General features: G+C 49.0%; 19 protein-coding genes. 13 read left to right on the top strand and 6 right to left on the bottom strand.

Going from position 1 to position 21,307, the window contains the following annotated elements; all coding sequences use genetic code 11:
• The first annotated feature begins 351 nt into the window (after positions 1 to 351).
• Positions 352 to 1,743, top strand: a complete 1,392-nt coding sequence (gene pgtP, locus HV041_RS03805; protein ID WP_040231431.1) for a phosphoglycerate transporter PgtP — start codon at positions 352 to 354, stop codon at positions 1,741 to 1,743.
• 115 nt (positions 1,744 to 1,858) lie between these two features.
• Here pgtP and HV041_RS03800 read toward each other — a convergent pair whose 3' ends face one another.
• Entirely contained in the window at positions 1,859 to 2,101 is a 243-nt protein-coding gene (locus tag HV041_RS03800; protein WP_048211012.1) for a DUF2545 family protein, read from the bottom strand.
• Between the two features lie 440 nt (positions 2,102 to 2,541).
• Here HV041_RS03800 and lpxP point away from each other — a divergent pair, with 440 nt between their 5' ends.
• Positions 2,542 to 3,462, top strand: coding sequence for a kdo(2)-lipid IV(A) palmitoleoyltransferase (lpxP, locus tag HV041_RS03795; protein ID WP_048211011.1), 921 nt, complete (start codon positions 2,542 to 2,544; stop codon positions 3,460 to 3,462).
• 41 nt (positions 3,463 to 3,503) lie between these two features.
• Here lpxP and HV041_RS03790 read toward each other — a convergent pair whose 3' ends face one another.
• On the bottom strand, positions 3,504 to 4,118 hold the full coding sequence (locus HV041_RS03790) for a lysozyme inhibitor LprI family protein (protein ID WP_121584860.1): 615 nt from the start codon (positions 4,116 to 4,118) through the stop codon (positions 3,504 to 3,506).
• 344 nt (positions 4,119 to 4,462) lie between these two features.
• Here HV041_RS03790 and ypdK point away from each other — a divergent pair, with 344 nt between their 5' ends.
• Positions 4,463 to 4,534: a membrane protein YpdK gene (ypdK, locus tag HV041_RS03785; RefSeq protein ID WP_010723117.1), complete on the top strand. Its 72-nt coding sequence runs from the start codon at positions 4,463 to 4,465 to the stop codon at positions 4,532 to 4,534.
• Between the two features lie 65 nt (positions 4,535 to 4,599).
• Here the strand turns inward: ypdK and alaC are convergent, their stop codons facing one another.
• Positions 4,600 to 5,838 (bottom strand): alanine transaminase, encoded by a 1,239-nt coding sequence (gene alaC, locus HV041_RS03780; RefSeq protein ID WP_061068244.1) that lies wholly within the window; start codon positions 5,836 to 5,838, stop codon positions 4,600 to 4,602.
• Positions 5,839 to 6,225: 387 nt separating this feature from the next.
• On the opposite strand from alaC, the gene HV041_RS03775 reads away from it, so the two are divergent.
• The 3 genes from HV041_RS03775 to HV041_RS03765 all read left to right on the top strand — a co-directional run bounded on the left by HV041_RS03775 (position 6,226) and on the right by HV041_RS03765 (position 8,955).
• On the top strand, positions 6,226 to 7,923 hold the full coding sequence (locus tag HV041_RS03775) for a sensor histidine kinase (RefSeq protein WP_086523807.1): 1,698 nt from the start codon (positions 6,226 to 6,228) through the stop codon (positions 7,921 to 7,923).
• A 14-nt stretch (positions 7,924 to 7,937) separates the two neighbouring features.
• Positions 7,938 to 8,672, top strand: coding sequence for a two-component system response regulator YpdB (gene ypdB / locus HV041_RS03770; RefSeq protein ID WP_182294046.1), 735 nt, complete (start codon positions 7,938 to 7,940; stop codon positions 8,670 to 8,672).
• An 82-nt stretch (positions 8,673 to 8,754) separates the two neighbouring features.
• Positions 8,755 to 8,955: a hypothetical protein gene (locus tag HV041_RS03765; protein ID WP_121584862.1), complete on the top strand. Its 201-nt coding sequence runs from the start codon at positions 8,755 to 8,757 to the stop codon at positions 8,953 to 8,955.
• A gap of 108 nt (positions 8,956 to 9,063) precedes the next feature.
• On the opposite strand, the gene glk is transcribed toward HV041_RS03765, so the two are convergent.
• Positions 9,064 to 10,029: a glucokinase gene (gene glk / locus HV041_RS03760; RefSeq protein WP_048211007.1), complete on the bottom strand. Its 966-nt coding sequence runs from the start codon at positions 10,027 to 10,029 to the stop codon at positions 9,064 to 9,066.
• 204 nt (positions 10,030 to 10,233) lie between these two features.
• Between glk and HV041_RS03755 the strand changes: the two genes are divergently transcribed.
• Positions 10,234 to 11,469 (top strand): ion channel protein, encoded by a 1,236-nt coding sequence (locus HV041_RS03755; protein ID WP_121584863.1) that lies wholly within the window; start codon positions 10,234 to 10,236, stop codon positions 11,467 to 11,469.
• On the opposite strand, the gene HV041_RS03750 is transcribed toward HV041_RS03755, so the two are convergent.
• Positions 11,470 to 13,122, bottom strand: coding sequence for a thiamine pyrophosphate-binding protein (locus HV041_RS03750; protein ID WP_121584864.1), 1,653 nt, complete (start codon positions 13,120 to 13,122; stop codon positions 11,470 to 11,472).
• Between the two features lie 183 nt (positions 13,123 to 13,305).
• Between HV041_RS03750 and mgrA the strand changes: the two genes are divergently transcribed.
• The 6 genes from mgrA (at position 13,306) to HV041_RS03720 (ending at position 19,855) form a co-directional block, all read left to right on the top strand.
• Positions 13,306 to 14,295: an L-glyceraldehyde 3-phosphate reductase gene (mgrA, locus tag HV041_RS03745; RefSeq protein ID WP_048211004.1), complete on the top strand. Its 990-nt coding sequence runs from the start codon at positions 13,306 to 13,308 to the stop codon at positions 14,293 to 14,295.
• 137 nt (positions 14,296 to 14,432) lie between these two features.
• Entirely contained in the window at positions 14,433 to 14,759 is a 327-nt protein-coding gene (gene ypeC / locus HV041_RS03740; RefSeq protein WP_121584865.1) for a DUF2502 domain-containing protein YpeC, read from the top strand.
• 277 nt (positions 14,760 to 15,036) lie between these two features.
• Complete coding sequence (locus HV041_RS03735) at positions 15,037 to 16,242, top strand: PfkB family carbohydrate kinase (protein ID WP_121584866.1); 1,206 nt, start codon at positions 15,037 to 15,039, stop codon at positions 16,240 to 16,242.
• A gap of 44 nt (positions 16,243 to 16,286) precedes the next feature.
• A complete protein-coding gene (locus tag HV041_RS03730) occupies positions 16,287 to 17,249 on the top strand; it encodes a sugar ABC transporter substrate-binding protein (RefSeq protein WP_101742351.1) in 963 nt (320 codons plus the stop codon).
• Positions 17,250 to 17,322: 73 nt separating this feature from the next.
• Complete coding sequence (locus HV041_RS03725; protein ID WP_061068250.1) at positions 17,323 to 18,849, top strand: sugar ABC transporter ATP-binding protein; 1,527 nt, start codon at positions 17,323 to 17,325, stop codon at positions 18,847 to 18,849.
• 13 nt (positions 18,850 to 18,862) lie between these two features.
• Positions 18,863 to 19,855, top strand: a complete 993-nt coding sequence (locus tag HV041_RS03720; RefSeq protein WP_061068251.1) for an ABC transporter permease — start codon at positions 18,863 to 18,865, stop codon at positions 19,853 to 19,855.
• Positions 19,856 to 19,906: 51 nt separating this feature from the next.
• Here the strand turns inward: HV041_RS03720 and HV041_RS03715 are convergent, their stop codons facing one another.
• Positions 19,907 to 21,145 carry an Nramp family divalent metal transporter gene (locus HV041_RS03715; protein WP_121584867.1) on the bottom strand — a complete coding sequence of 413 codons (1,239 nt, stop codon included), beginning with the start codon at positions 21,143 to 21,145 and terminating at the stop codon, positions 19,907 to 19,909.
• Positions 21,146 to 21,307 lie beyond the last annotated feature (162 nt).

The following is a 21,307-nucleotide window of genomic DNA, read 5'->3' as shown; positions in this document are numbered from 1 at the left end:
AATACCAACATCTTCGAAAAATAATATTGAGACAAAATTTACCCGTTTATCACGACACATGGAAAAGATAAAACTGCTATCAAAATAACCAGACGGAATGCGATAACAGAGATAAAGAATACCTGAAAATGTCGTTTGAATTTGTTAATACCCGCACATGCTGATGATAAAAATGCATTAAGAATAGTAGCTCTGGCCTCACCATAATTCAAAAAGGTCAAAATCAGTCCCACTTTCAGCAAATTGAGTCAATAGTGACACATTTCTTCAATTTGAATTTCTTAGCCATCTATTTCACTCTTCACTGCGAAAAATCCTGATATTCACATCAATATAAATTTAGGTGATGATATGTTATCAATATTTAAGACAGGGCCATCGGCAAATAAAGTCCCGGAAGAGAAAATTCAGGAGACTTATGGTCGATACCGCATTCAGGCGTTACTTAGCGTATTTCTTGGCTATCTTGCGTATTATATTGTACGCAATAACTTCACCCTCTCTACCCCGTACCTGAAAGAACATCTGGATCTCAGCGCAACACAGATTGGTTTACTCAGCAGTTGTATGCTAATTGCCTATGGGATCAGTAAAGGCATCATGAGCAGCCTGGCAGACAAAGCCAGCCCGAAAGTCTTTATGGCTTGCGGCCTGATCCTGTGCGCCATTGTCAACGTTGGCTTAGGGTTCAGCACCGGATTCTGGATTTTTGCCGCACTGGTCGTCTTCAATGGGCTGTTCCAGGGGATGGGCGTCGGTCCCTCGTTTATTACCATCGCCAACTGGTTCCCACGCAAAGAGCGCGGACGCGTTGGCGCATTCTGGAATATCTCACACAACGTCGGTGGCGGTATTGTCGCCCCCATTGTTGGCGCCGCTTTTGCCATTCTCGGCAGCGAACACTGGCAAAGCGCCAGCTATATTGTCCCAGCCTGTGTCGCGGTGCTGTTTGCTTTTATTGTTCTGATGTTGGGCAAAGGCTCACCGCGCGAAGAAGGCTTGCCTGCTCTGGAACAGATGATGCCGGAAGAAAAAGTCGTGTTAAATGCCCGGCACGTAACCCAGGCACCGGAAAACATGAGCGCCTTTCAAATTTTTTGCACCTACGTGCTGCGTAACAAAAATGCCTGGTATGTTTCATTGGTAGATGTTTTTGTCTATATGGTGCGTTTTGGCATGATCAGTTGGTTACCGATTTATCTGTTAACTGAAAAACATTTCTCGAAAGAACAAATGAGTGTGGCGTTCCTGTTTTTCGAATGGGCCGCAATTCCTTCCACACTGCTGGCGGGCTGGCTGACCGATAAACTGTTTAAAGGTCGTCGCATGCCGTTGGCCATGATTTGTATGGCGCTGATCTTCGTCTGCCTGATCGGTTACTGGAAAAGTGAATCCCTGCTGATGGTCACTATTTTTGCCGCCATCGTCGGGTGCCTGATCTATGTGCCCCAGTTCCTTGCGTCTGTTCAGACCATGGAAATCGTCCCCAGCTTTGCTGTCGGTTCGGCGGTCGGATTACGCGGTTTTATGAGCTACATTTTTGGTGCATCGCTGGGAACCAGTCTGTTTGGTGTCATGGTCGATAAAATGGGATGGCATGGCGGTTTCTATCTGTTGATGGGCGGGATTGTCTGCTGCATTCTGTTCTGCTATCTGTCTCACCGCGGGGCGCTGGAACTCGAACAACAACGAAAAAATGCCCAACAACAGGACACGGAGTTGCAGCTTGCTGATGCCAGGTAATCGGCTTTAGAGAGAAAAAAGTGCCAGCGATGCTGGCACTTTAGTTTGCTCAGATGGAAGCCAGAAAATCAGTCAATGTGGTACACAATTGCGTTTTCAGTTATGAACCTGCGATTTAATGCTTATTGTCCCCCACCATAAAGCGAATGATCAATCCGCATGTCGGGGCAAGAAAAAGAAACAGTCCCGTTACCATTTCGTTTCCGTCAGTCAACCGTATGGTAAAGAAATAAATTAATGCCGTAAGGATAGCCATGCCGAAAAAAGAACTAATTGACGCGGCAGCGCCCATTACCTGCCAAATATAGCAACTAACGCACAGAATGCTCAATGCGAGGAAAGTCCAAAAATAGAACATAGCGTTACCTCCTGTCTGCCGTAAAAATCGACGTAAGTCCTTACACATCCTTGAGTTTATAGTCTAAGACAATTCCTATCCGTTCGCAATTCAAGCAACATTTTCGCTACAATAACTGTTCATTTTCTGAACCGGGCATTCTCCATTGACCTTTATTTAATCGTCATAAAAACAACATATTATCTATAAGTCTATTCTTGCTTTTTATCGACCAAAAAACATTTACGAAACTTGAGGAATTATTTCTGGATGACATTAATCTTCGGGTGTACATTGTGCGTCCGATCATTCATACCCCTCGTGGTTTGTCCTGACTCAGTTTTACACTCTTTACAGGAACCATTGTCGCTCATAGTGACCTAACTGTTCAGTGACAGAGAGTAACGCTGTAGACAAAGAATCTTCGCGATACATTATTTTCGTACCAACAACAGGTGCTTATGTTCCCCCAATGTAAATTTTCGCGCGCGTTTTTGCATCCGCGCTACTGGCTCACATGGTTCGGTGTCGGTGTGCTCTGGTTACTGGTGCAACTCCCTTATCCTGTTTTATGTTTTCTGGGCACCCGTACAGGTACGCTGGCGCGCCCATTTTTAAAGCGCCGGGAATCCATTGCCCATAAAAATCTCGAACTCTGTTTCCCGAATCTGTCGCAAGAAGAAAGGAACAAACTGGTCGACGAAAACTTCCGCTCACTCGGCATGGCACTGCTTGAAACCGGTATGGCCTGGTTCTGGCCAGATCGCCGGGTGCGTAAATGGTTTGATGTTGAAGGTCTGGACAACCTGCAACGCGCTCAGGCGCATAACCGTGGCGTAATGGTAGTAGGCGTGCATTTTATGTCGCTGGAACTGGGGGGCCGCGTGATGGGGCTTTGCCAGCCAATGATGGCAACCTACCGCCCGCACAACAACAAATTAATGGAGTGGATACAAACCCGCGGCCGTATGCGCTCGAACAAAGCCATGATCGGCAGAAATAATCTGCGCGGCATTGTCGGCGCACTGAAAAAAGGGGAAGCCGTATGGTTTGCGCCCGATCAGGATTATGGCCGTAAAGGCAGTTCATTTGCGCCATTCTTCGCCGTCAAAGATGTTGCGACAACCAACGGTACCTACGTGCTGTCACGTTTGTCGGGGGCGAAAATGCTGACCGTCACCATGGTGAGAAAATCTGATAACTCCGGCTACCGTCTGTTTATCACGCCAGAAATGGAAGGTTACCCGGAAGATGAAAACCTGGCCGCGGCCTATATGAACAAAATTATCGAAAAAGAGATCATGCGCGCCCCCGAGCAGTATCTCTGGATCCACCGTCGCTTCAAAACGCGCCCGATGGGTGAAGCCTCGCTATATGTCTAAAAAGAAAGGCCGAATGGCCTTTCTTCTTTTCTACGGCTGAATTACTTAACGCCCCACTTGTTCTGGAGTTCAGTCATTCGTCCGCTATATTCTCTGGCAAGGCAGGCGGGCTTATCCTGCTCTTTCCAGCATTCATTACGTCCTTTGATCCAACCTCGTTGCTCTGCTTTTAGCATTGGGTCATTTTTCGATTTAGCCAGCGCCTGTTTGTAGACCCCGTTCAATTTTAGATCCATTGCGGAGAGCGATGGGCTCTGACAGATAATCTCTTCCATACTTCCCTTTTCCACTGCGGAACAGGAGAACGATGGGCCAGCATGAGTCGATTTTTTCGCCACAGCGAAATCAACATTATCCTCAGGCTGACAAATCCCATGCTTGCGGTTTGGGCCAGCCCAGGATACTTCCGGGTTTCCGTCATCTTTTCTGGAAATTGAGACGGTATTTTTACCGCTCTTCGCCTCCCAGTAATTTTCATTGAAGCTTTTAATGGTCGCTTTTGCGCCATTAATCCATACATTGCCTTTACCATCACTATTCACACCACCAATACTTGCGCAGCTGAAATTGAACGCTTGCGGTGGAGCCGCCATTGACGTCAATGGCGCAAGAACAAGTGCTAACATCATTAATCTGGTCATTTTTAACCTTTTCATTATCAAATTCCGCGAAAAAATTAACCGCATTAACCTTAAGGTGATATGAGAATTTTCTGAGTAACAGTCACGTCGCTCAATAGCAATTTATTACCGTCAGAAATTAAACTGTCGCCGAATCACGACACTTGTAAGTTACTAAAATTAAATAAAAAAATGCCTCTTGTTTCACCTCATTTTTAGGCGTACATTAGCGCCGTCTGGAGCATTAAAGCTCAGAATTCTGAGGTGATGCAGCCAAGTAAGCGCGGGGTATTCTCCCTTTCGTTTATACTCGCATCAGCTCTCTGTCAGGTAAGCATATGTTCATTGAGACGTACCTCAGGTACGCGGAGAGATGAAAAGTGAAATATTTCTTTATGGGCATTTCTTTTATGGTCATCGTTTGGGCCGGTACTTTCGCCCTGATGATCTAAATAAAAAGACGCAGCAAAAAAACAGGAGCCATTTGGCTCCTGTTTGCGTTTGAGGAATCGTGTTATCAGTCGGTACTTTCCGTGGTCGATTTCGCACTGGCAGGCAGCAAACCATCCGCGCGAAACATTGCTTTGATGCCGCGAATTGCCTGGCGGGTACGGTCACGGTTTTCAATCAACGCAAAGCGCACGTGTGTATCACCATAGTCCCCAAAGCCAATCCCCGGCGAAACACAAACCTTCGCCTCATTCAGCAATTTTTTGGCAAATTCAAGCGACCCCATTGCGGCGTATTGCTCTGGAATTTTCGCCCACACGTACATCGACGCTTTTGGCATTTCAACCATCCAGCCCGCTTCATGCAGCCCTTTGACCAGCACATCGCGACGACGCTTATATTGCTCAGCGATATCCCGTACGCACTGCTGATCGCCTTCCAGCGCGGCAATAGCGGCTACCTGCAGCGGTGTAAACGTTCCGTAATCGTGATAGCTCTTAATGCGCGCCAGTGCGTTTACCAGCGTTTTATTGCCAACCATAAAGCCAATGCGCCACCCCGCCATGTTATAGCTTTTCGACAAGGTGAAAAATTCAACGGCAACATCACGGGCACCCGGAACCTGCATAATCGATGGCGCTTTCCAGCCATCGTAGACAATATCGGCATAGGCCAGGTCATGAACCACCAGCACGTCGTAGCGTTTAGCCAGTGCGACGACCTTTTCGAAAAACTCCAGTTCGACACACTGCGCCGTCGGGTTGGACGGGAAGCCTAAGATCATCATCTTCGGTTTCGGGTAGCTTTCGCGAATCGCGCGCTCCAGTTCATTAAAGAAGTCGACCCCTTCCACCAGCGGCACGGAACGCACCTGTGCTCCGGCGATAACGGCACCATAAATATGGATGGGGTAACTGGGATTAGGCACCAGAACCGTGTCGCCGTGATCCAATGTAGCCAACATCAGGTGAGCCAGCCCCTCTTTGGAGCCAATTGTTACAATCGCTTCGGATTCAGGATCGATCTCGACGTCATAGCGTTCCTGATACCAGCGAGAAATCGCCCGACGTAAACGAGGAATACCGCGCGATGTTGAATAACCGTGGGTATCCGGGCGCTGCGCCACGGTACACAGTTTTTCGACAATATGAGGAGGCGTGGCCCCATCCGGGTTCCCCATGCTGAAATCGATAATATCTTCGCCGCGCCGACGCGCAGCCATCTTCAGTTCAGCGGTAATGTTAAAAACGTAAGGGGGAAGACGATCAATACGCGTAAAACGACGTTCAGGGCGGGAATCAGCCATAATATCCTCAGATGTACGTTAGCGCCCGGACCGTCCGAGCGACGCTGCCACGATGGTGGCACGTTTAGAAAATAGCCTGATTAATTTCCTTCTGTCGAGAGGTACAGCAAAATATTTTTTATCGGCATAAAAGAGGAACAACATTTCTAAAACAGGAAATTCATGAATATCCACCCCTTATGAAATCACCAATTATTAACATTTTGTTGTTAAATACATTACGTTGAGGTCCGCCTTCTCTGGCGAGATATTGTAAATACAACAATCATGCAACAATCCCCTTTTAATATTGTGGTTTTTCCTCATTAGTCCATGCTGACAGGGATGCTGGTCATCCTGCCTCAGGTTACCTATCATAGAGGTTTAACCCCTTCGCAAGAGTCACCTGTGCACGAAATATTCAATATGCTGCTGGCGGTCTTTGATCGGGCAGCGCTGATGCTGTTCTGTCTGTTTTTCCTGATTCGTATCCGCCTGTTCCGCGAACTGTTGCACAAGTCAGCCCACTCGGTGAAAGAGCTGCTCGCCGTTACTGCCATTTTCTCCATGTTTGCACTGTTCAGCACCTGGTCTGGTGTACCGGTAGAAGGCTCACTGGTGAACGTGCGTATTATTGCCGTGATGTCAGGAGGAATTCTGTTCGGCCCATGGGTCGGTATCATTACCGGACTCATCGCGGGTACACACCGTTATCTGATTGATATTGGAGGTGTTACCGCCCTTCCCTGTTTTATTACCAGTATCCTTGCTGGCTGTATTGCAGGTTGGATCAACCGAAAAATCCCTAAGGCGCAACACTGGCGCGCCGGTATTTTAGGCGGGATGCTTTGCGAGTCATTGACTATGATTCTGGTGGTCGCCTGGGCCCCCACTACCGAACTGGGGCTGGATATTGTCTCGAAAATCGGTATCCCAATGATCCTTGGCAGCGTCTGTATCGGCTTTATCGTCATGCTGGTACAAAGCGTGGAAGGAGAGAAAGAAGCCAGTGCGGCAAAACAGGCTAAACTGGCGCTGGATATCGCTAACAAAACCCTGCCGCTTTTTCGTCAGGTCAATAGCGAGTCGCTACGCCAGGTGTGCGAGATTATTCGCCATGATATTCATGCAGATGCCGTCGCGATCACCAATACCCAGCACGTTCTGGCCTATGTCGGCGTTGGCGAACTGAACTACCGCGATAACGATGATTTCGTTAGCCCTACCACCCAGCAGGCGATAAATTACGGAAAAATCATCATAAAGAACAATGATGAAGCACATCGCACGCCGGAAATACACTCCATGCTGGTAATACCGTTGTGGGAAAAAGGTGTGGTCACCGGTACGCTGAAAATCTACTACTGCCATGCCCACCAGATCACCTCCTCATTACAAGAAATGGCTATCGGCCTGTCACAAATTATCTCAACTCAGCTTGAGGTTTCCCGTGCCGAGCAGCTACGTGAAATGGCAAATAAGGCAGAGTTGCGGGCACTACAAAGTAAAATAAATCCCCATTTCCTGTTTAATGCGTTAAACGCGATCTCATCGTCAGTGCGGCTTAACCCGGACACTGCACGCCAGCTCATTTTTAATTTATCTCGCTATCTTCGCTATAATATTGAATTAAAAGATGATGAGCAGATCGACATCAAGAAAGAGCTGTATCAAATTAAGGATTACATTGCCATTGAGCAGGCCCGTTTTGGCGATAAGTTGACGGTTATTTATGATATTGATGAAGAGGTCAGCTGTTTTATTCCCAGCCTGCTGATTCAGCCATTGGTTGAAAATGCCATCGTTCATGGGATCCAACCCTGCAAAGGGAAAGGTGTGGTCACTATCAGCGTGGCGGAATGTGGTAATCGGGTGCGCATTGCCGTCAGAGATACCGGTCATGGTATCGATCCAAAAGTCATTGAACGCGTTGAGTCCAATGAAATGCCGGGCAATAAAATTGGCCTGTTGAATGTGCATCACCGCGTTAAACTCCTGTACGGCGAAGGGCTACATATCCGCCGTCTTGAGCCTGGCACAGAGATTGCTTTTTACGTGCCAAACCAGCACTCACCTGCAGCAGCCCCGGCCACATTATTGCTTTAACCAGGAGTTAAGTTGTGAAAGTCATCATTGTTGAAGATGAATTCCTGGCCCAACAGGAACTTAGTTGGCTGATAAAAGAGCACAGCCAGATGGAGATTGTCGGCACATTTGACGACGGTCTGGATGTGCTTAAATACCTGCAGCACAACCGCGTTGACGCTATTTTTCTGGATATTAATATTCCGTCACTGGATGGTGTGCTGCTGGCGCAAAACATCAGTCAGTTCGCGCATAAACCCTTTATTGTGTTTATTACTGCCTGGAAAGAACACGCTGTTGAAGCCTTTGAACTGGAAGCGTTTGACTACATTCTGAAACCGTACCAGGAATCACGGATTGTCGGCATGTTGCAAAAACTGGAGGCGGCCTGGCAGCAGCAGCAAACAGGAACCCCTCTTACCAGCCCGGTGACGCGTGAAAACGATACGATCAACCTGATCAAAGACGAGCGGATCATCGTTACGCCAATCAACGATATTTACTACGCTGAAGCCCATGAAAAGATGACCTTCGTCTACACGCGACGCGAATCGTATGTCATGCCGATGAACATCACCGAATTTTGCAGCAAACTGCCTACCTCACATTTTTTCCGCTGCCACCGCTCATTCTGCGTAAACCTGAACAAAATCCGCGAGATCGAACCGTGGTTTAACAACACCTATATTTTGCGATTAAAAGATCTGGAATTTGAAATCCCGGTTAGCCGGAGCAAAGTAAAAGAATTCAGGCAATTAATGCATTTATAGAGCGATTAGTCATGACCGCGCGGATCGGTGTAAAATGGCGATCTCCTGCCGGTGCTATAAAACGTAATAAAGTGAATTTTCAATGAAATACAGACATGCGCTATCCCAGTTGTGTTTTCAGATGCTGGAAATGGGTGCGGATCGCCATACGGTGAAAAAAGCCCTCACCACCCGTCGAATGAAGGCTCGTCAGGCTGTCGTACTGCTGTGCAAGCAAGAGATGGTGCTACTGAGAGCCGGGAAACTGCCGATACAAAACGCAACAAGCACGACATCTCACTGACAATAACAGGTCGCGAGCTAACTAAACCATTAACTCGCGACCACTTCGCGTACAGAGCATGCTACAGGCTAAACTGAATTAACTAAGAGCAACCTTCCGGCACGAGTCTTACAGAATGTGCCCCAGCGTCTGGCGTAAGTGCGCGCCGGAACCAAGCAGACCTGGATTATCATGCACAATCAGATATACCGGGATATCCTGCACATAGGCTTTAAAACGCCCTTTATCCTCAAAACCACCGCGAAAACCCGACGCTTTAAAGAATTCCAGGAAGCGCGGCACTATGCCTCCGGCAATGTACACCCCGCCAAACGTCCCCAGCGTTAATGCCAGATCGCCGCCAAACCGGCCCATGATGACGCAAAACAGCGACAGTGCACGGCGACAGTCAATACAGGAATCGGCCAGGGCGCGTTCCGTAATGTCTTTCGGTTGCAGATTTTCCGGCAAACGTCCGTCGGATTTTACAATCGCACGATACAGATTTACCAGCCCAGGACCAGAAAGCACGCGCTCCGCAGAAACGTGACCAATCTCAGCCCGCAGCACTTCCAGGATAATCGCTTCTTCCTCGCTGTTCGGCGCAAAATCTACATGCCCCCCCTCGCCTGGCAGGCTCACCCAGCGTTTATCCACATGAACCAGATGCGCCACGCCGAGACCGGTGCCTGCGCCATAGACCGCAATAGGTTTGCCCTCGACAGGCTCAGCGCCGCCAAACTGGATCAAATGATCTTTTTTCAGCATTGGGATTGCCATTGATACGGCTGTGAAATCATTGATGATTTCCAGATGGCTAAAGCCCAGATTCTTTTTCATCTCGGCAATAGAAAATGCCCAGGTATGGTTGGTCATGGCCACCCAGTCACCGGTTATTGGACAGGCAATAGCGATACAGCCATCTTTGACGCTAACGCTATGCTCATCCAGGTACACGCGCACAACGGCTTCAAGGCTTGGGTAATCCAGCCCGGAATAGGTTTTCGCCTGCGAAATCTCGCCACTGGCAATATCGCACAGAGCAAGACGCGCATTGGTGCCGCCAACATCACCCACTAAAGCATATTTTGTCATTCTTCCACGGCTCCGCTAAAGTCAGAATACATCTTTGTCACACTGTAAATTCATGGGGGCATAACAACAACGCCCTGAAGGCTGATGCCCGTGGAATATCGATCCAGGTCACAGAATTACTTTATCGTTTCAGCACCTTTTGCAGCGATGCCGTTGGGCAGGCTGTGCAAACTACGTCTATGACTCTGCATTAAGGAATAGAAAATGCTCCATCCGCGAGCCAGAGCGATGCTCTTGCTATCAACGCCTGCGTTGCTGATTGGTGTAGCGTCCAGCCTGGTGCTGATTGCTGTAATGAAAGTGGCTTCCGTTTTACAGCAATTTTTGTGGGAACGTCTGCCCATAAGCATCGGTATTGCCCAGGATTCTCCATTCTGGATTATTACTATGCTGACGCTTACCGGGGTCATGGTCGGGCTCATCATCCGCTACAGTCATGGTCATGCTGGCCCTGACCCAGCCTGCGAACCCTTAATTGGTATGCCCGTTTCGACGTCTGCATTGCCCGGACTGCTGGCCGCCCTGATAATTGGCCTCGCGGGTGGCGTCAGTTTGGGTCCAGAGCACCCCATCATGACCGTTAACATTGCGCTGGCAGTGGCGATTGGTAGCCGCATGTTTCCGCGAATTGCAAAGCTGGACTGGACCATCCTCGCCTCTGCTGGCACCATCGGGGCGCTATTTGGTACCCCGGTTGCCGCTGCGCTGGTCTTTTCGCAAACGCTGAACAGCTCCAATGATGTCCCCCTATGGGATCGTCTGTTCGCACCGTTAATGGCCGCCGCGGCAGGTTCACTCACCACCAGCCTGTTCTTTCATCCCCACTTTTCATTGCCTATCGCGCACTATACGCAGATGCATCTGGTCGATATCTTCAGCGGCGCGGTCGTTGCTGCCATTGCTATCGCGGCGGGGATGGTGGCCGTGTGGTGCCTGCCTCGTTTGCACCATCTGATACATCGCCTGAAATACCCGGTGCTGATCCTAGGCGTTGGAGGCTTTATCCTCGGTATTCTGGGTGTTATCGGAGGACCACTAACCCTGTTTAAGGGCCTGGATGAGATGCAGCAAATGGCATTTAGCCAGACACTGGGAGCCTCGGACTATTTCATGCTGGCGGTGATAAAGCTGGCTGCACTGGTTGTGGCTGCAGCGAGTGGTTTTCGCGGTGGGCGGATTTTCCCTGCGGTATTCGTTGGCGTCGCGCTGGGGCTGATGCTGCACGCCCATGTCGAAGCCGTTCCTGCCGCGATTACGGTCTCCTGCGCCATTCTGGGATTGGTACTGGTCGTCACTCGTGATGCATGGCTGAGCCTGTTTATGGCGGCAGTGGTGGTGCCGGACACCACCCTACTACCGCTGTTGTGCATCGTTATGCTTCCGGCCTGGCTGCTCTTAGCCGGAAAACCAATGATGATTGCTGACCACCCCGATAAGTAGCTATCCCCCGTTGCGGGATTCCAGCGCACGGGTCACCGTGCGCAAGAGTTCTGGAAGGTCAGCCTTCGGCAACACCACTTCTATCAACGAGAGGCGTTGCGGTTTTGCCAGACGAGCCAGAACCTCTTCCAGTTGGACAGCCTGCTTCACGCGCCAGCATTCCGCCTGACATTCACGACTTAGCGCCTGTGGCACCAGCGTCCAGCTCCATCCGGCTATATCATTGTATCGCTGGTTCGCACCATGAATAGCACGTTCCACGGTATAACCGTCATTATTGAGCAGTAAAATAACAGGAGTTTGCCCGTCTCTAAGCATGGTTCCCAATTCCTGAATGGTGAGCTGTGCCGCACCATCGCCAATAATCAGGATCACCCTACGGTGCGGGAAGGCTGTTTGCGCCCCAAATGCAGCAGGCAAAGCGTAACCGATTGACCCCCATAGCGGCTGGACCAGAACCTCCGCCCCGGCAGGAAGTGACAGCGCAGCTGCGCCAAATGCTGCGGTCCCCTGATCGACAAGGATAATGTCGTCGGGGGCCAGATACTGTTGCACCGTATGCCAGAAATTTTCCTGCGTCAGAGGGCCTTTCTCAACCTGCAGACGCCCGGCACAAGGACGTTCAGGCGGAAGCGAAAACGACATTTCCAGGCACAGTTCCCGTAGCGTAGTAACCGCCTGTTCCATCGGGATGTTAAACCAGCTTCCCCCAACCCGCGACGCATGGGGTTGAACCTCAATAGTGCGCTCGCGAGGTAAGTTTTGCGTAAACCCGGCGGTCAGCGTGTCAACAAACCGGGTACCGACGCAAATAATCGTATCAGCATCTTCTATCGCCTTACGCACATAATCACTGCTGGCCCCCGCACTGTATGTGCCCACAAACGCAGGATGCCGCTCATCAAACAATCCTTTGCCCATCAACAGCGTGGCATGAGCCATCGGCGTTTCCGTCATCCAGCGTTGTAAAACGGGCTGCAAGCCAAATCGTAGCGCGAGAAAATCGGCTAATAGCGACACGCGTGAACTGTCCAGCAACTGCTCACGTGCATGATAGCGAAACGCAGCAGCTACACTACTTTCCGGCTCGCTCAAGGGAACAATGAGTATGTCACTCGGTGGTGTAGCAGGTTGTTTCGCAACATCAGCAGGTAGCATCAGGTAACCCGGTCGTCTTTCGGTTAACATCGCTTGCAACACGCGGTCAATTTCATAGCAGGCATTTTGTTCATCCAGCACTGCACTGGCGACCGTCACTGACTGTTGCATACGGTAGAAATGCTGAAAGTCACCGTCGCCGAGAGTGTGATGCATTAACTCGCCACGACGCTGAGCGCTGCGACATGGGGCCCCGACAATATGCAGGACAGGAACGTATTCCGCGTAACTTCCTGCAATACCATTAATTGCGCTTAACTCGCCCACACCAAAAGTGGTAAGCAGCGCTCCCGCTCCGACTACCCGGGCATAGCCATCCGCGGCATACGCCGCATTCAATTCATTCGCACACCCGACCCAACGCACGCTTGAGTGCTCAATGACGTGGTCAAGAAACTGTAAATTGTAATCGCCCGGCACACCAAACAGATGGTCAATGCCACAGCCTGCCAGCCTGTCCAGCAGATAATCAGCAACGGAATACGGGGTTTGCATGACAGCTATCCTTCTGACGGTAACCTCATGTTGAGTATCGAAGAACTGCGATGACTGTCCAGGAATGTCGCTGCGAAGGAGGTGGAAAGCAGGATGTACAGTTTTGGCGATTTAAATTTCCTTGAAGAATCGATTGTGTAACCGTATACACTGAAAGACACATATGTTCTGGAAGGAGGCGACATGGTTTATCAGGCTAACGAAAATCGCTATCACACAATGGAATACCGCCGCTGCGGTCAGAGCGGGCTCAAACTGCCGATTGTCTCTCTGGGTTTGTGGCACAATTTTGGTGATACCACTCAGGTCGAAAACAGCCGGACCTTATTACAGCGCGCCTTCGATCTGGGGATCAGCCATTTTGATCTGGCGAATAATTACGGCCCGCCGCCGGGTTCTGCTGAACGAAACTTCGGCCGCATCCTGCAGGAAGATTTTTTATCGTACCGGGATGAACTGATAATCTCGACCAAAGCGGGCTATACCATGTGGGAAGGTCCTTACGGTGATTGGGGATCGCGCAAGTACCTGATTGCCAGCCTCGATCAAAGCCTGAAACGTATGGGACTGGAGTATGTTGATATCTTCTATCATCACCGCCCTGATCCCCAAACTCCGCTCAGAGAAACCATGAACGCGCTGGATCATATTGTGCGTCAGGGGAAAGCGTTGTACGTAGGACTCTCTAACTATCCGACTGATCTCGCCAGACAGGCGATCGAAATACTCGATGATTTAGGGACGCCATGTCTCATCCACCAGCCGAAATATTCCATGTTTGAGCGCGAGGTTGAGAGGGGACTGCTATCACTCTTACAGGAGAAAGGTGTGGGCAGTATCGCCTTTTCCCCGCTGGCTGGCGGGCAATTAACTGACCGCTATCTGAACGGTATTCCGGCGGATTCCCGGGCAGCGAGCGCCAGTCGTTTTCTCAACCCAGACCAGATCACCCCACAAAAACTGGAAAAAGTCCGTGCTCTTAATGCGCTGGCCGAGCGCCGGGGACAAAAACTGTCCCAAATGGCGTTAGCCTGGGTTCTCCGCGATGATAAGGTGACGTCAGTACTGATTGGTGCCAGCAAACCTGCGCAAATTGAAGATGCCGTTGGCATGCTGGCAAACCGTCATTTATCTCCCGAAGAGTGTGCGGAGATCGACGCCATCCTGGGTTGATGGAAATAAAGACACATTTATTAACAAAAAGTGCGCTCTCTGACGATTTAAGAGTTAAGGCGATGAAACGGGGCTTTACTGCCCCGTAATATTGCGTTAACAGGCCGGCTACGGCTCGATCGTGAAGGAGAGAAAGAATGTTCAGGTCACTGATTCTGGCGGCAGTGTTATTGGCTTTTGCACCGCTGGCCGCAAACGCTGGCGAAATCACCCTGCTGCCGTCGATTAAATTACAAATTGGCGATCGCGATAACTACGGCAACTACTGGGACGGTGGGCGCTGGCGTGACCGGGATTACTGGCACCATAATTATGAATGGCGTAAAAATCGTTGGTGGCGTCATGACAACGGCTATCATCGCGGCTGGGATAAGCGCAAAGCTTATGAGCGTGGCTATCGTGAAGGCTGGAACGATCGCGATGACCATCGCGGGCGTGGACATGGCCACGGACACAGCCATTAATGTAACAAATCCCCATCATGCGGGGAGTACTGCTCACAAAAATCATCGAGTTACCCAAGGCCTGTGTCTATACCCAGGCCCTTTTTGCATCACGCTTCGCCAATCGCCAGATGACGAGCAGTCACATCCGCTCCCCCCTGTTTTCCCGTAAATTTCCTGTTCATTTCACAAATTCGCAAAATCGGAAAAAAAAATTCCGATTTATCGTGTTTTTTTTGAACTTTGCGCGATAAATATTAACATTAATTTAATATTATAAAACCTGGGGTGAGCGCTAATGAAAAAACAAGAAAGACAAAAGGCCATTCGGGTTAAGCTAGTAACCGATAAGAAGGTTTATGTTAGCGAATTAGCAAAGGAATTATCTGTCACAACTCGCACGATCCGTAATGACTTAAATGAATTAAGTCAGAATAGTCTTTTCTCATTATTTCATGGCGGTGCACAAATAAAAAGCGCATCTGATGAATCATTATTTGAGCAGTCTTTCACCAACACCATATTGAATGGGTTCAAAAACCACAAAGAAATTACATCGGTTTCTGCTCATGCCAAGCAAAATAGCTATATTGATGATAGCATTTACATACTTGGTTCATTTAATATAGATATTGTTTCTGAAACGACGACATTTCCTCAGATTGGCCAGACTATCCGAGCGTCTGCAACCCGTTTTTATGCCGGAGGCAAAGGCACAAACCAGGCAGTTGCCGCAGCTAAAATCAATAATAATGTTCATCTTACCGTTAAGTTAGGAGCCGATGAGTTTTCAAAAAAAGCCAAAAGATATTTAACCAATACTGAAATTTCTTCTTTTTCTTTTTTTGAAAATGAAATGTCATCCACGGGCATTGCAATGGTATGGGTTTCAGGTGCCACAGGTGACAATATGATCAGTATCGATCTTGGGGCCAATGAAACATTTACCCAGGAAGATATTCTATTGGATATTGATACCATTCGTAATTGCAAAGTTTTTTTAACTCAGCTGGAGAATAATTTTCCGATCACACGTTTCGCTATCATGCAGGCAAAACTCGGAAAATCGCTGGTTGTCCTGAATCCGGCACCTTATGTTTCAGAGATCAAAGAAATATTGCATTTAATTGACATTATTACGCCGAACAAAATTGAAGCTGAAGCGTTATCTGGTATCAACATTGTTGATATCTATTCGGCCAAAAATGCCGCCAGGAGCATTTATGTGCAAGGCGCAAAATGCGTCATTATCACGTTAGGTAGCGACGGTTGTCTGATCTTTGATGGCACAGTTTTCACTCATATTCCTGCCTATAAATCAGCCGTCGTCGATACCAGTGGAGCAGGCGATGCCTTTACCGGGGCACTGGCTGCATGCATTGCAAACGGTAAAGGACTCATCAATGCAGCGCAGTACGCTTCTGCGTTTGCCTCGTTGAAAGTTGAACGTAAAGGTGCATCAAATATGCCCAACAATTCACTCGTTTATCATCGTATGCAGTAGCTGTTTAGAGCATCATTCAGCCCCTACACCTATAGGATAATTTCATGAAAAATAAAATGTTTTATCGTGTTATCGGTGCCACAGTCGGTTTAGCGCTTTCCGCCACTTTCACCGTCCCCGCTTTTGCCGCCGATACTCAGACGCATAAACCTAAAGTCGCGCTGGTGATGAAGTCACTGGCAAATGAGTTTTTCCTGACCATGGAAACCGGAGCAAAAGAGTATCAGAAAAAAAATGCCGACAAGTTTGATTTGATTTCTAACGGCATCAAAAACGAAACGGATACGGCAAATCAAATCCAGATCGTTGAACAAATGATTGTCTCGAAAGCCGACGCGATTATCATTGCGCCATCAGACTCGAAAGCCCTTGTACCGGTCATTAAGAAAGCAATTGATGCAGGTATTATTGTCATCAACATTGATAACAAATTTGATGACAGTGTGCTTAAAGATAAAAACCTGAATATTCCTTTTGTTGGCCCGGATAACCAAAAAGGTGCAAAAGAAATTGGCGATTATTTAGCGAAGCATCTTAAGGCAGGCGATCAGGTTGGTATTATTGAAGGCATCCCTACCTCCAGCAACTCTCAGCAACGTACTCTGGGCTTCCAAAATGCAATGGCGCAGGGCGGAATGAAAGTCGTTTCTGTGCAATCTGGCCAATGGGAAATTAACAACGCCAATGCGGTCGCGGCGGCAATGTTAAGTGAGTATCCTGATATCAAAGCACTGTTAGCCGATAACGATAATATGGCATTAGGTGCCGTTTCTGCCATCCGCTCTGCCGGGAAAAAAGGACAGGTTCTGGTTGTCGGCTATGACAATATCGAAGCGATTAAGCCCATGTTAAATGACGGTCGTGTTTTAGCAACTGCGGACCAATTTGCCTCTCAACAAGCTGTATTTGGTATTGATGCCGCCCTTGATGCCTTAAAAAATGGCAAAAAACAGAATGAGCTCTCTAGCAACGTAGAAACACCAATAAAACTGATCGTCAAACAATAAGCGGAAAACAGTGCGCCGCTGTGGTACTGCCATCAATTGAGTATCAGAGCGGCTTACCGGATAAGGCCAGAATATGAAAAGTGGGCAAGAAATCCTCTCAATACAGGGGGTAGGTAAAACCTACAGTGAACCTGTTCTGGTGGATGTAACGCTAGCATTATATCCAGGAAAAGTACTGGCCCTGACGGGAGAAAACGGTGCCGGGAAAAGTACGTTATCAAAAATTATTGGCGGGTTAACCAACGCAACGACCGGAAAAATGGTTTATCAGGGGCAGCCTTACGCACCTGCGAACCGAAAAGAGGCGGAAAAGCTGGGTATTCGCATGGTTATGCAAGAACTCAATTTACTGCCTACGTTGTCGGTTGCAGAAAACTTATTTCTCGAACAACTTCCGCATCGATTCGGCTGGATCGATCGAAAAAAGCTAGCAGAAATGGCCCGTCCGGTGATGGCAATGGTTGGGCTGCAATCGGTCGATCCAACTACGCTGGTGGGCGAATTGGGTATTGGTCACCAACAGATGATCGAAATCGCCAGAAACCTGATTGGTGAAAGCCGGGTACTGATTCTGGATGAACCGACAGCCATGCTCAGTAGCCGTGAGGTCGAACTGCTGTTTAAACAAATAGCGCTCTTCAAAGCCCGGGGCGTTTCAATAATTTATATTTCTCACCGACTGGATGAGCTTGCGATGATTGCTGATGACATCGCGGTGCTACGTGATGGTCATTTGGTTTGCGTGGACGATATTAAACGCTATACCCGCGATCAACTTGTTTCGTTGATGGTCGGCCGCGATTTAGAAAGTTCATTTGATTTAAGTGGACGCCAGGCAGGTCAACCCATTCTGAAAGTGGAAAATTTTAAGCGTGGGAAAATCATTCGGGACACGTCGTTTACCTTGCACAGTGGCGAAGTGCTCGGCATTAGTGGCCTTGTCGGCTCTGGCAGGACAGAGCTGCTACGCGCTATTTTTGGCGCAGACAAAATAGACAGTGGCACATTACTGATTGGTACGCCACTTAAACCGGTGGTGATCCGTTCGCCTGCACAGGCTATCCGACATGGTATTGCATTAGTCACGGAGGATCGTAAAGGTGAAGGGCTTCTGTTACCACAGTCGGTTGCCGCAAATATCTCGTTGGGTAACAGCGACAAAATTAGCCATTTGTCGGTCGTTAACACATTGAGTGAAACCACATTAGCGAATAAACACATTAAAAGCTTAGGCGTTCGTACAACGAACACTTCACAGGCCGTGGAAAGCCTGTCAGGTGGTAATCAGCAGAAAGTTCTCATTAGCCGGTGGCTGGAACGAGACTGTGAAGTCGTCTTATTTGATGAGCCGACTCGCGGTATTGATGTGGGTGCCAAGCAAGATATTTATCAATTGCTGAATACGTTAACGGCTAAGGGAAAAGGTGTTGTTGTCGTTTCCAGTGACCTACGCGAACTGATGCTGGTTTGCGATCGTATTGCGGTCATTTCCGATGGCAAGTTAGTGAACACATTTACACGTGATAACTGGAGCCAGGATCGCATTTTAGCGGCTGCATTTTCGGCCTATCAGCATTCAGAAGAGACTGTCAGCGAGTAGCCGGGGATAAAAAATGAAAAACAATTTTGCGACAAAACAAGCGGCAGCAGAGAAAAGAAATACACCGACGTCATGGAAAGGCCTAAGTAGCTATATCGGGCTGCTCGGGGCGTTAGCCGCCATGATCGTCCTATTTTCATGCCTCAGTTCTCATTTCTGGAGCATGAACACTTTCAGCACTATTGCAAATCAGATCCCCGATTTAATCGTCATGTCGGTGGGGATGACATTTATCTTAATCATTGCCGGCATCGACCTTTCCGTTGGATCGTTGCTGGCGCTTGCTGCTGCAGTCGTCAGCGTCACCTATTTAAATTTTCATTGGACGCCCTGGCTGGCCGCGCTTTCAGGCGTAGCACTCGCAACATTCGTTGGGGCACTAACGGGTCTGATTACCGTTGCCTGGCGTATTCCGGCGTTTATCGTCTCACTGGGTGTTCTGGAAATGGCCCGCGGAGCAGCGTATCAGTTAACTGACTCGCGGACCGCGTATCTCGGTTCTATTTATGATTATTTAGCCGACCCCATTCTCTTTGGCGTCTCCCCTTCTTTTATTATCGCGATCGTTGTCATTGTTGCCGGGCATCTGGTGCTGACGCGAACCGTATTTGGTCGCCATTTGATCGGTATTGGCACCAATGAAGAAGCCGTTCGATTATCAGGTATAAATCCAGGTCCCTATAAGATTGCAGTCTTTGCCTTGATGGGGGGATTATCCGGTCTGGCCTCGCTGTTTCAGGTTGCCCGCCTTGAAGCCGCCGACCCCAATAGCGGCGTTGGCATGGAACTACAGGTGATTGCCGCAGTTGTGATTGGTGGCACAAGCCTGATGGGAGGACGTGGCTCTATTATCTGTACGTTTCTTGGCGCGTTGATCATTTCCGTTCTGGCTGCGGGACTGGCGCAAGTTGGCGCAAGCGAACCGACAAAACGTTTTATAACAGGAGCCGTGATAATCGTTGCAGTGGTACTTGATACCTACCGTAGCCACTTAAATAAAAAATAATCATGAGGGTTACCCGGCTTGACCGGGTAACCACAGCGGATGAAAGCCCTGCTACAATCCGAGCGCGGTCCCGACCAGCAACCAGATATTCAGTGCCACGACCAGCACCACAATCACCCAGCCAACCTGTTTTACCCAACGGCTATTAACTAAATCCCCCATCAGTTGGCTGTTGCTGGTAAAAATCAGTAGCGGTACCAGCGCCAGAGCGATACCAAAACTGAGTAATACCTGACTCATCACCAGTATCCGGGTGGGATCAAGCCCCATTAAAATCACAATAAATGACGGCATCATGGTGACGCTACGGCGCACCCAGAGCGGGATATGAAAGCGGATAAACCCTTGCATAACCACCTGCCCCGCCAGCGTGCCAACCACGGTAGAGGAAAGCCCTGCCGCCACCAGACTTAAACCAAACACGGTTGCCGCAGCATGACTTAACAGCGGTTCAAGCGTCAGATAGGCCTGGTCCAGGTCTGCGATACCAGTATGCCCGCTAAAGTGAAACGCGGCTGCTGCAGTCGCCATCATCGCCAGATTGACAAATCCGGCAATCGTCATGGCGATAGCCACATCCCATTTCGTCGCTGCGTAACGCTGCTGGCGCGTACCACCGTGCAAATGCTGGGTTAAGGAGGAGTGCAGATAAATGACGTGCGGCATGATGGTGGCGCCAAGCACACCGGCCGCCAGGAACACCGCTTCAGAATTAGGCAGGCTCGGTATAACCATCCCTTTGCTCAGCTGCACAAGGTTCGGTTGGGAAAAGATCAGCTCGACAATATATGCCGCAGCCACGAACAACAACAAACCGCCGATCACTTTTTCCAGGGGTTTCTGCCCGCGGCGCTGCAGCATCAGAATTAAAAATGTCGCAATACCCGTGAGCACAGCCCCCTGCAGCAGCGAAACGCCAAGGATGAGTTTAAAGCCAATCGCAGCCCCAATAAATTCTGCAAGATCGGTCGCCATCGCAATAATTTCGGCCTGTACCCAGTAAAACCAAACCACTGGACGAGGATAATGATCACGGATCTGTTCCGCCAGATTTTTGCCGGTGGCAATGCCAAGCTTGGCCGATAGCACCTGAATCAGCATCGCCATCAGGTTTGCCCAGACCACAACCCACAACAGTTTGTAGCCAAAGCTAGCCCCTGCCTGGATATTGGTAGCAAAGTTACCAGGATCGATATAGCCGATCGCCGCGATGAACGCAGGTCCCATTAATGCGAGCTTCAACTTGCGCGCTGCCCGTCCACTGCTACTCTCAACGCGATCGTTAGTCATTTTAGTGCCTCAGAAACATAGCCTTTGCTATGTTTCAAGCTACGCCTATTGAGAATGATTATCAAATTCATTTTAATGGGTGAAGTTGATTTCTCTGATAGCGTTTGTCTATGGAACGGTAAGAAATTTAGAAATGCCAGTAAGATGTTTGATTATTGTTAT

The sequence above is a fragment of the Citrobacter sp. RHBSTW-00029 genome, assembly GCF_014104295.1.
GTDB classification, from domain to species: Bacteria; Pseudomonadota; Gammaproteobacteria; order Enterobacterales; family Enterobacteriaceae; genus Citrobacter; species Citrobacter youngae.
Note: the sequence above shows the minus strand (reverse complement) of the source record. Positions and strands in the feature narration are given on the sequence as shown.

Bases quoted from the DNA above. Each gene is read 5' to 3' on its own strand.
- pgtP (WP_040231431.1), top strand. From the start codon at position 352: ATGTTATCAATATTTAAGACAGGGCCATCGGCAAATAAAGTCCCGGAA.
- glk (WP_048211007.1), bottom strand. From the start codon at position 10,029: ATGACAAAATATGCTTTAGTGGGTGATGTTGGCGGCACCAATGCGCGT.
- HV041_RS03735 (WP_121584866.1), top strand. From the start codon at position 15,037: ATGAAAAAACAAGAAAGACAAAAGGCCATTCGGGTTAAGCTAGTAACC.
- HV041_RS03720 (WP_061068251.1), top strand. From the start codon at position 18,863: ATGAAAAACAATTTTGCGACAAAACAAGCGGCAGCAGAGAAAAGAAAT.
- alaC (WP_061068244.1), bottom strand. From the start codon at position 5,838: ATGGCTGATTCCCGCCCTGAACGTCGTTTTACGCGTATTGATCGTCTT.
- ypeC (WP_121584865.1), top strand. From the start codon at position 14,433: ATGTTCAGGTCACTGATTCTGGCGGCAGTGTTATTGGCTTTTGCACCG.
- lpxP (WP_048211011.1), top strand. From the start codon at position 2,542: ATGTTCCCCCAATGTAAATTTTCGCGCGCGTTTTTGCATCCGCGCTAC.
- HV041_RS03800 (WP_048211012.1), bottom strand. From the start codon at position 2,101: ATGTTCTATTTTTGGACTTTCCTCGCATTGAGCATTCTGTGCGTTAGT.
- HV041_RS03765 (WP_121584862.1), top strand. From the start codon at position 8,755: ATGAAATACAGACATGCGCTATCCCAGTTGTGTTTTCAGATGCTGGAA.
- HV041_RS03790 (WP_121584860.1), bottom strand. From the start codon at position 4,118: ATGAAAAGGTTAAAAATGACCAGATTAATGATGTTAGCACTTGTTCTT.
- HV041_RS03755 (WP_121584863.1), top strand. From the start codon at position 10,234: ATGCTCCATCCGCGAGCCAGAGCGATGCTCTTGCTATCAACGCCTGCG.
- mgrA (WP_048211004.1), top strand. From the start codon at position 13,306: ATGGTTTATCAGGCTAACGAAAATCGCTATCACACAATGGAATACCGC.
- HV041_RS03750 (WP_121584864.1), bottom strand. From the start codon at position 13,122: ATGCAAACCCCGTATTCCGTTGCTGATTATCTGCTGGACAGGCTGGCA.
- HV041_RS03725 (WP_061068250.1), top strand. From the start codon at position 17,323: ATGAAAAGTGGGCAAGAAATCCTCTCAATACAGGGGGTAGGTAAAACC.
- HV041_RS03730 (WP_101742351.1), top strand. From the start codon at position 16,287: ATGAAAAATAAAATGTTTTATCGTGTTATCGGTGCCACAGTCGGTTTA.
- HV041_RS03715 (WP_121584867.1), bottom strand. From the start codon at position 21,145: ATGACTAACGATCGCGTTGAGAGTAGCAGTGGACGGGCAGCGCGCAAG.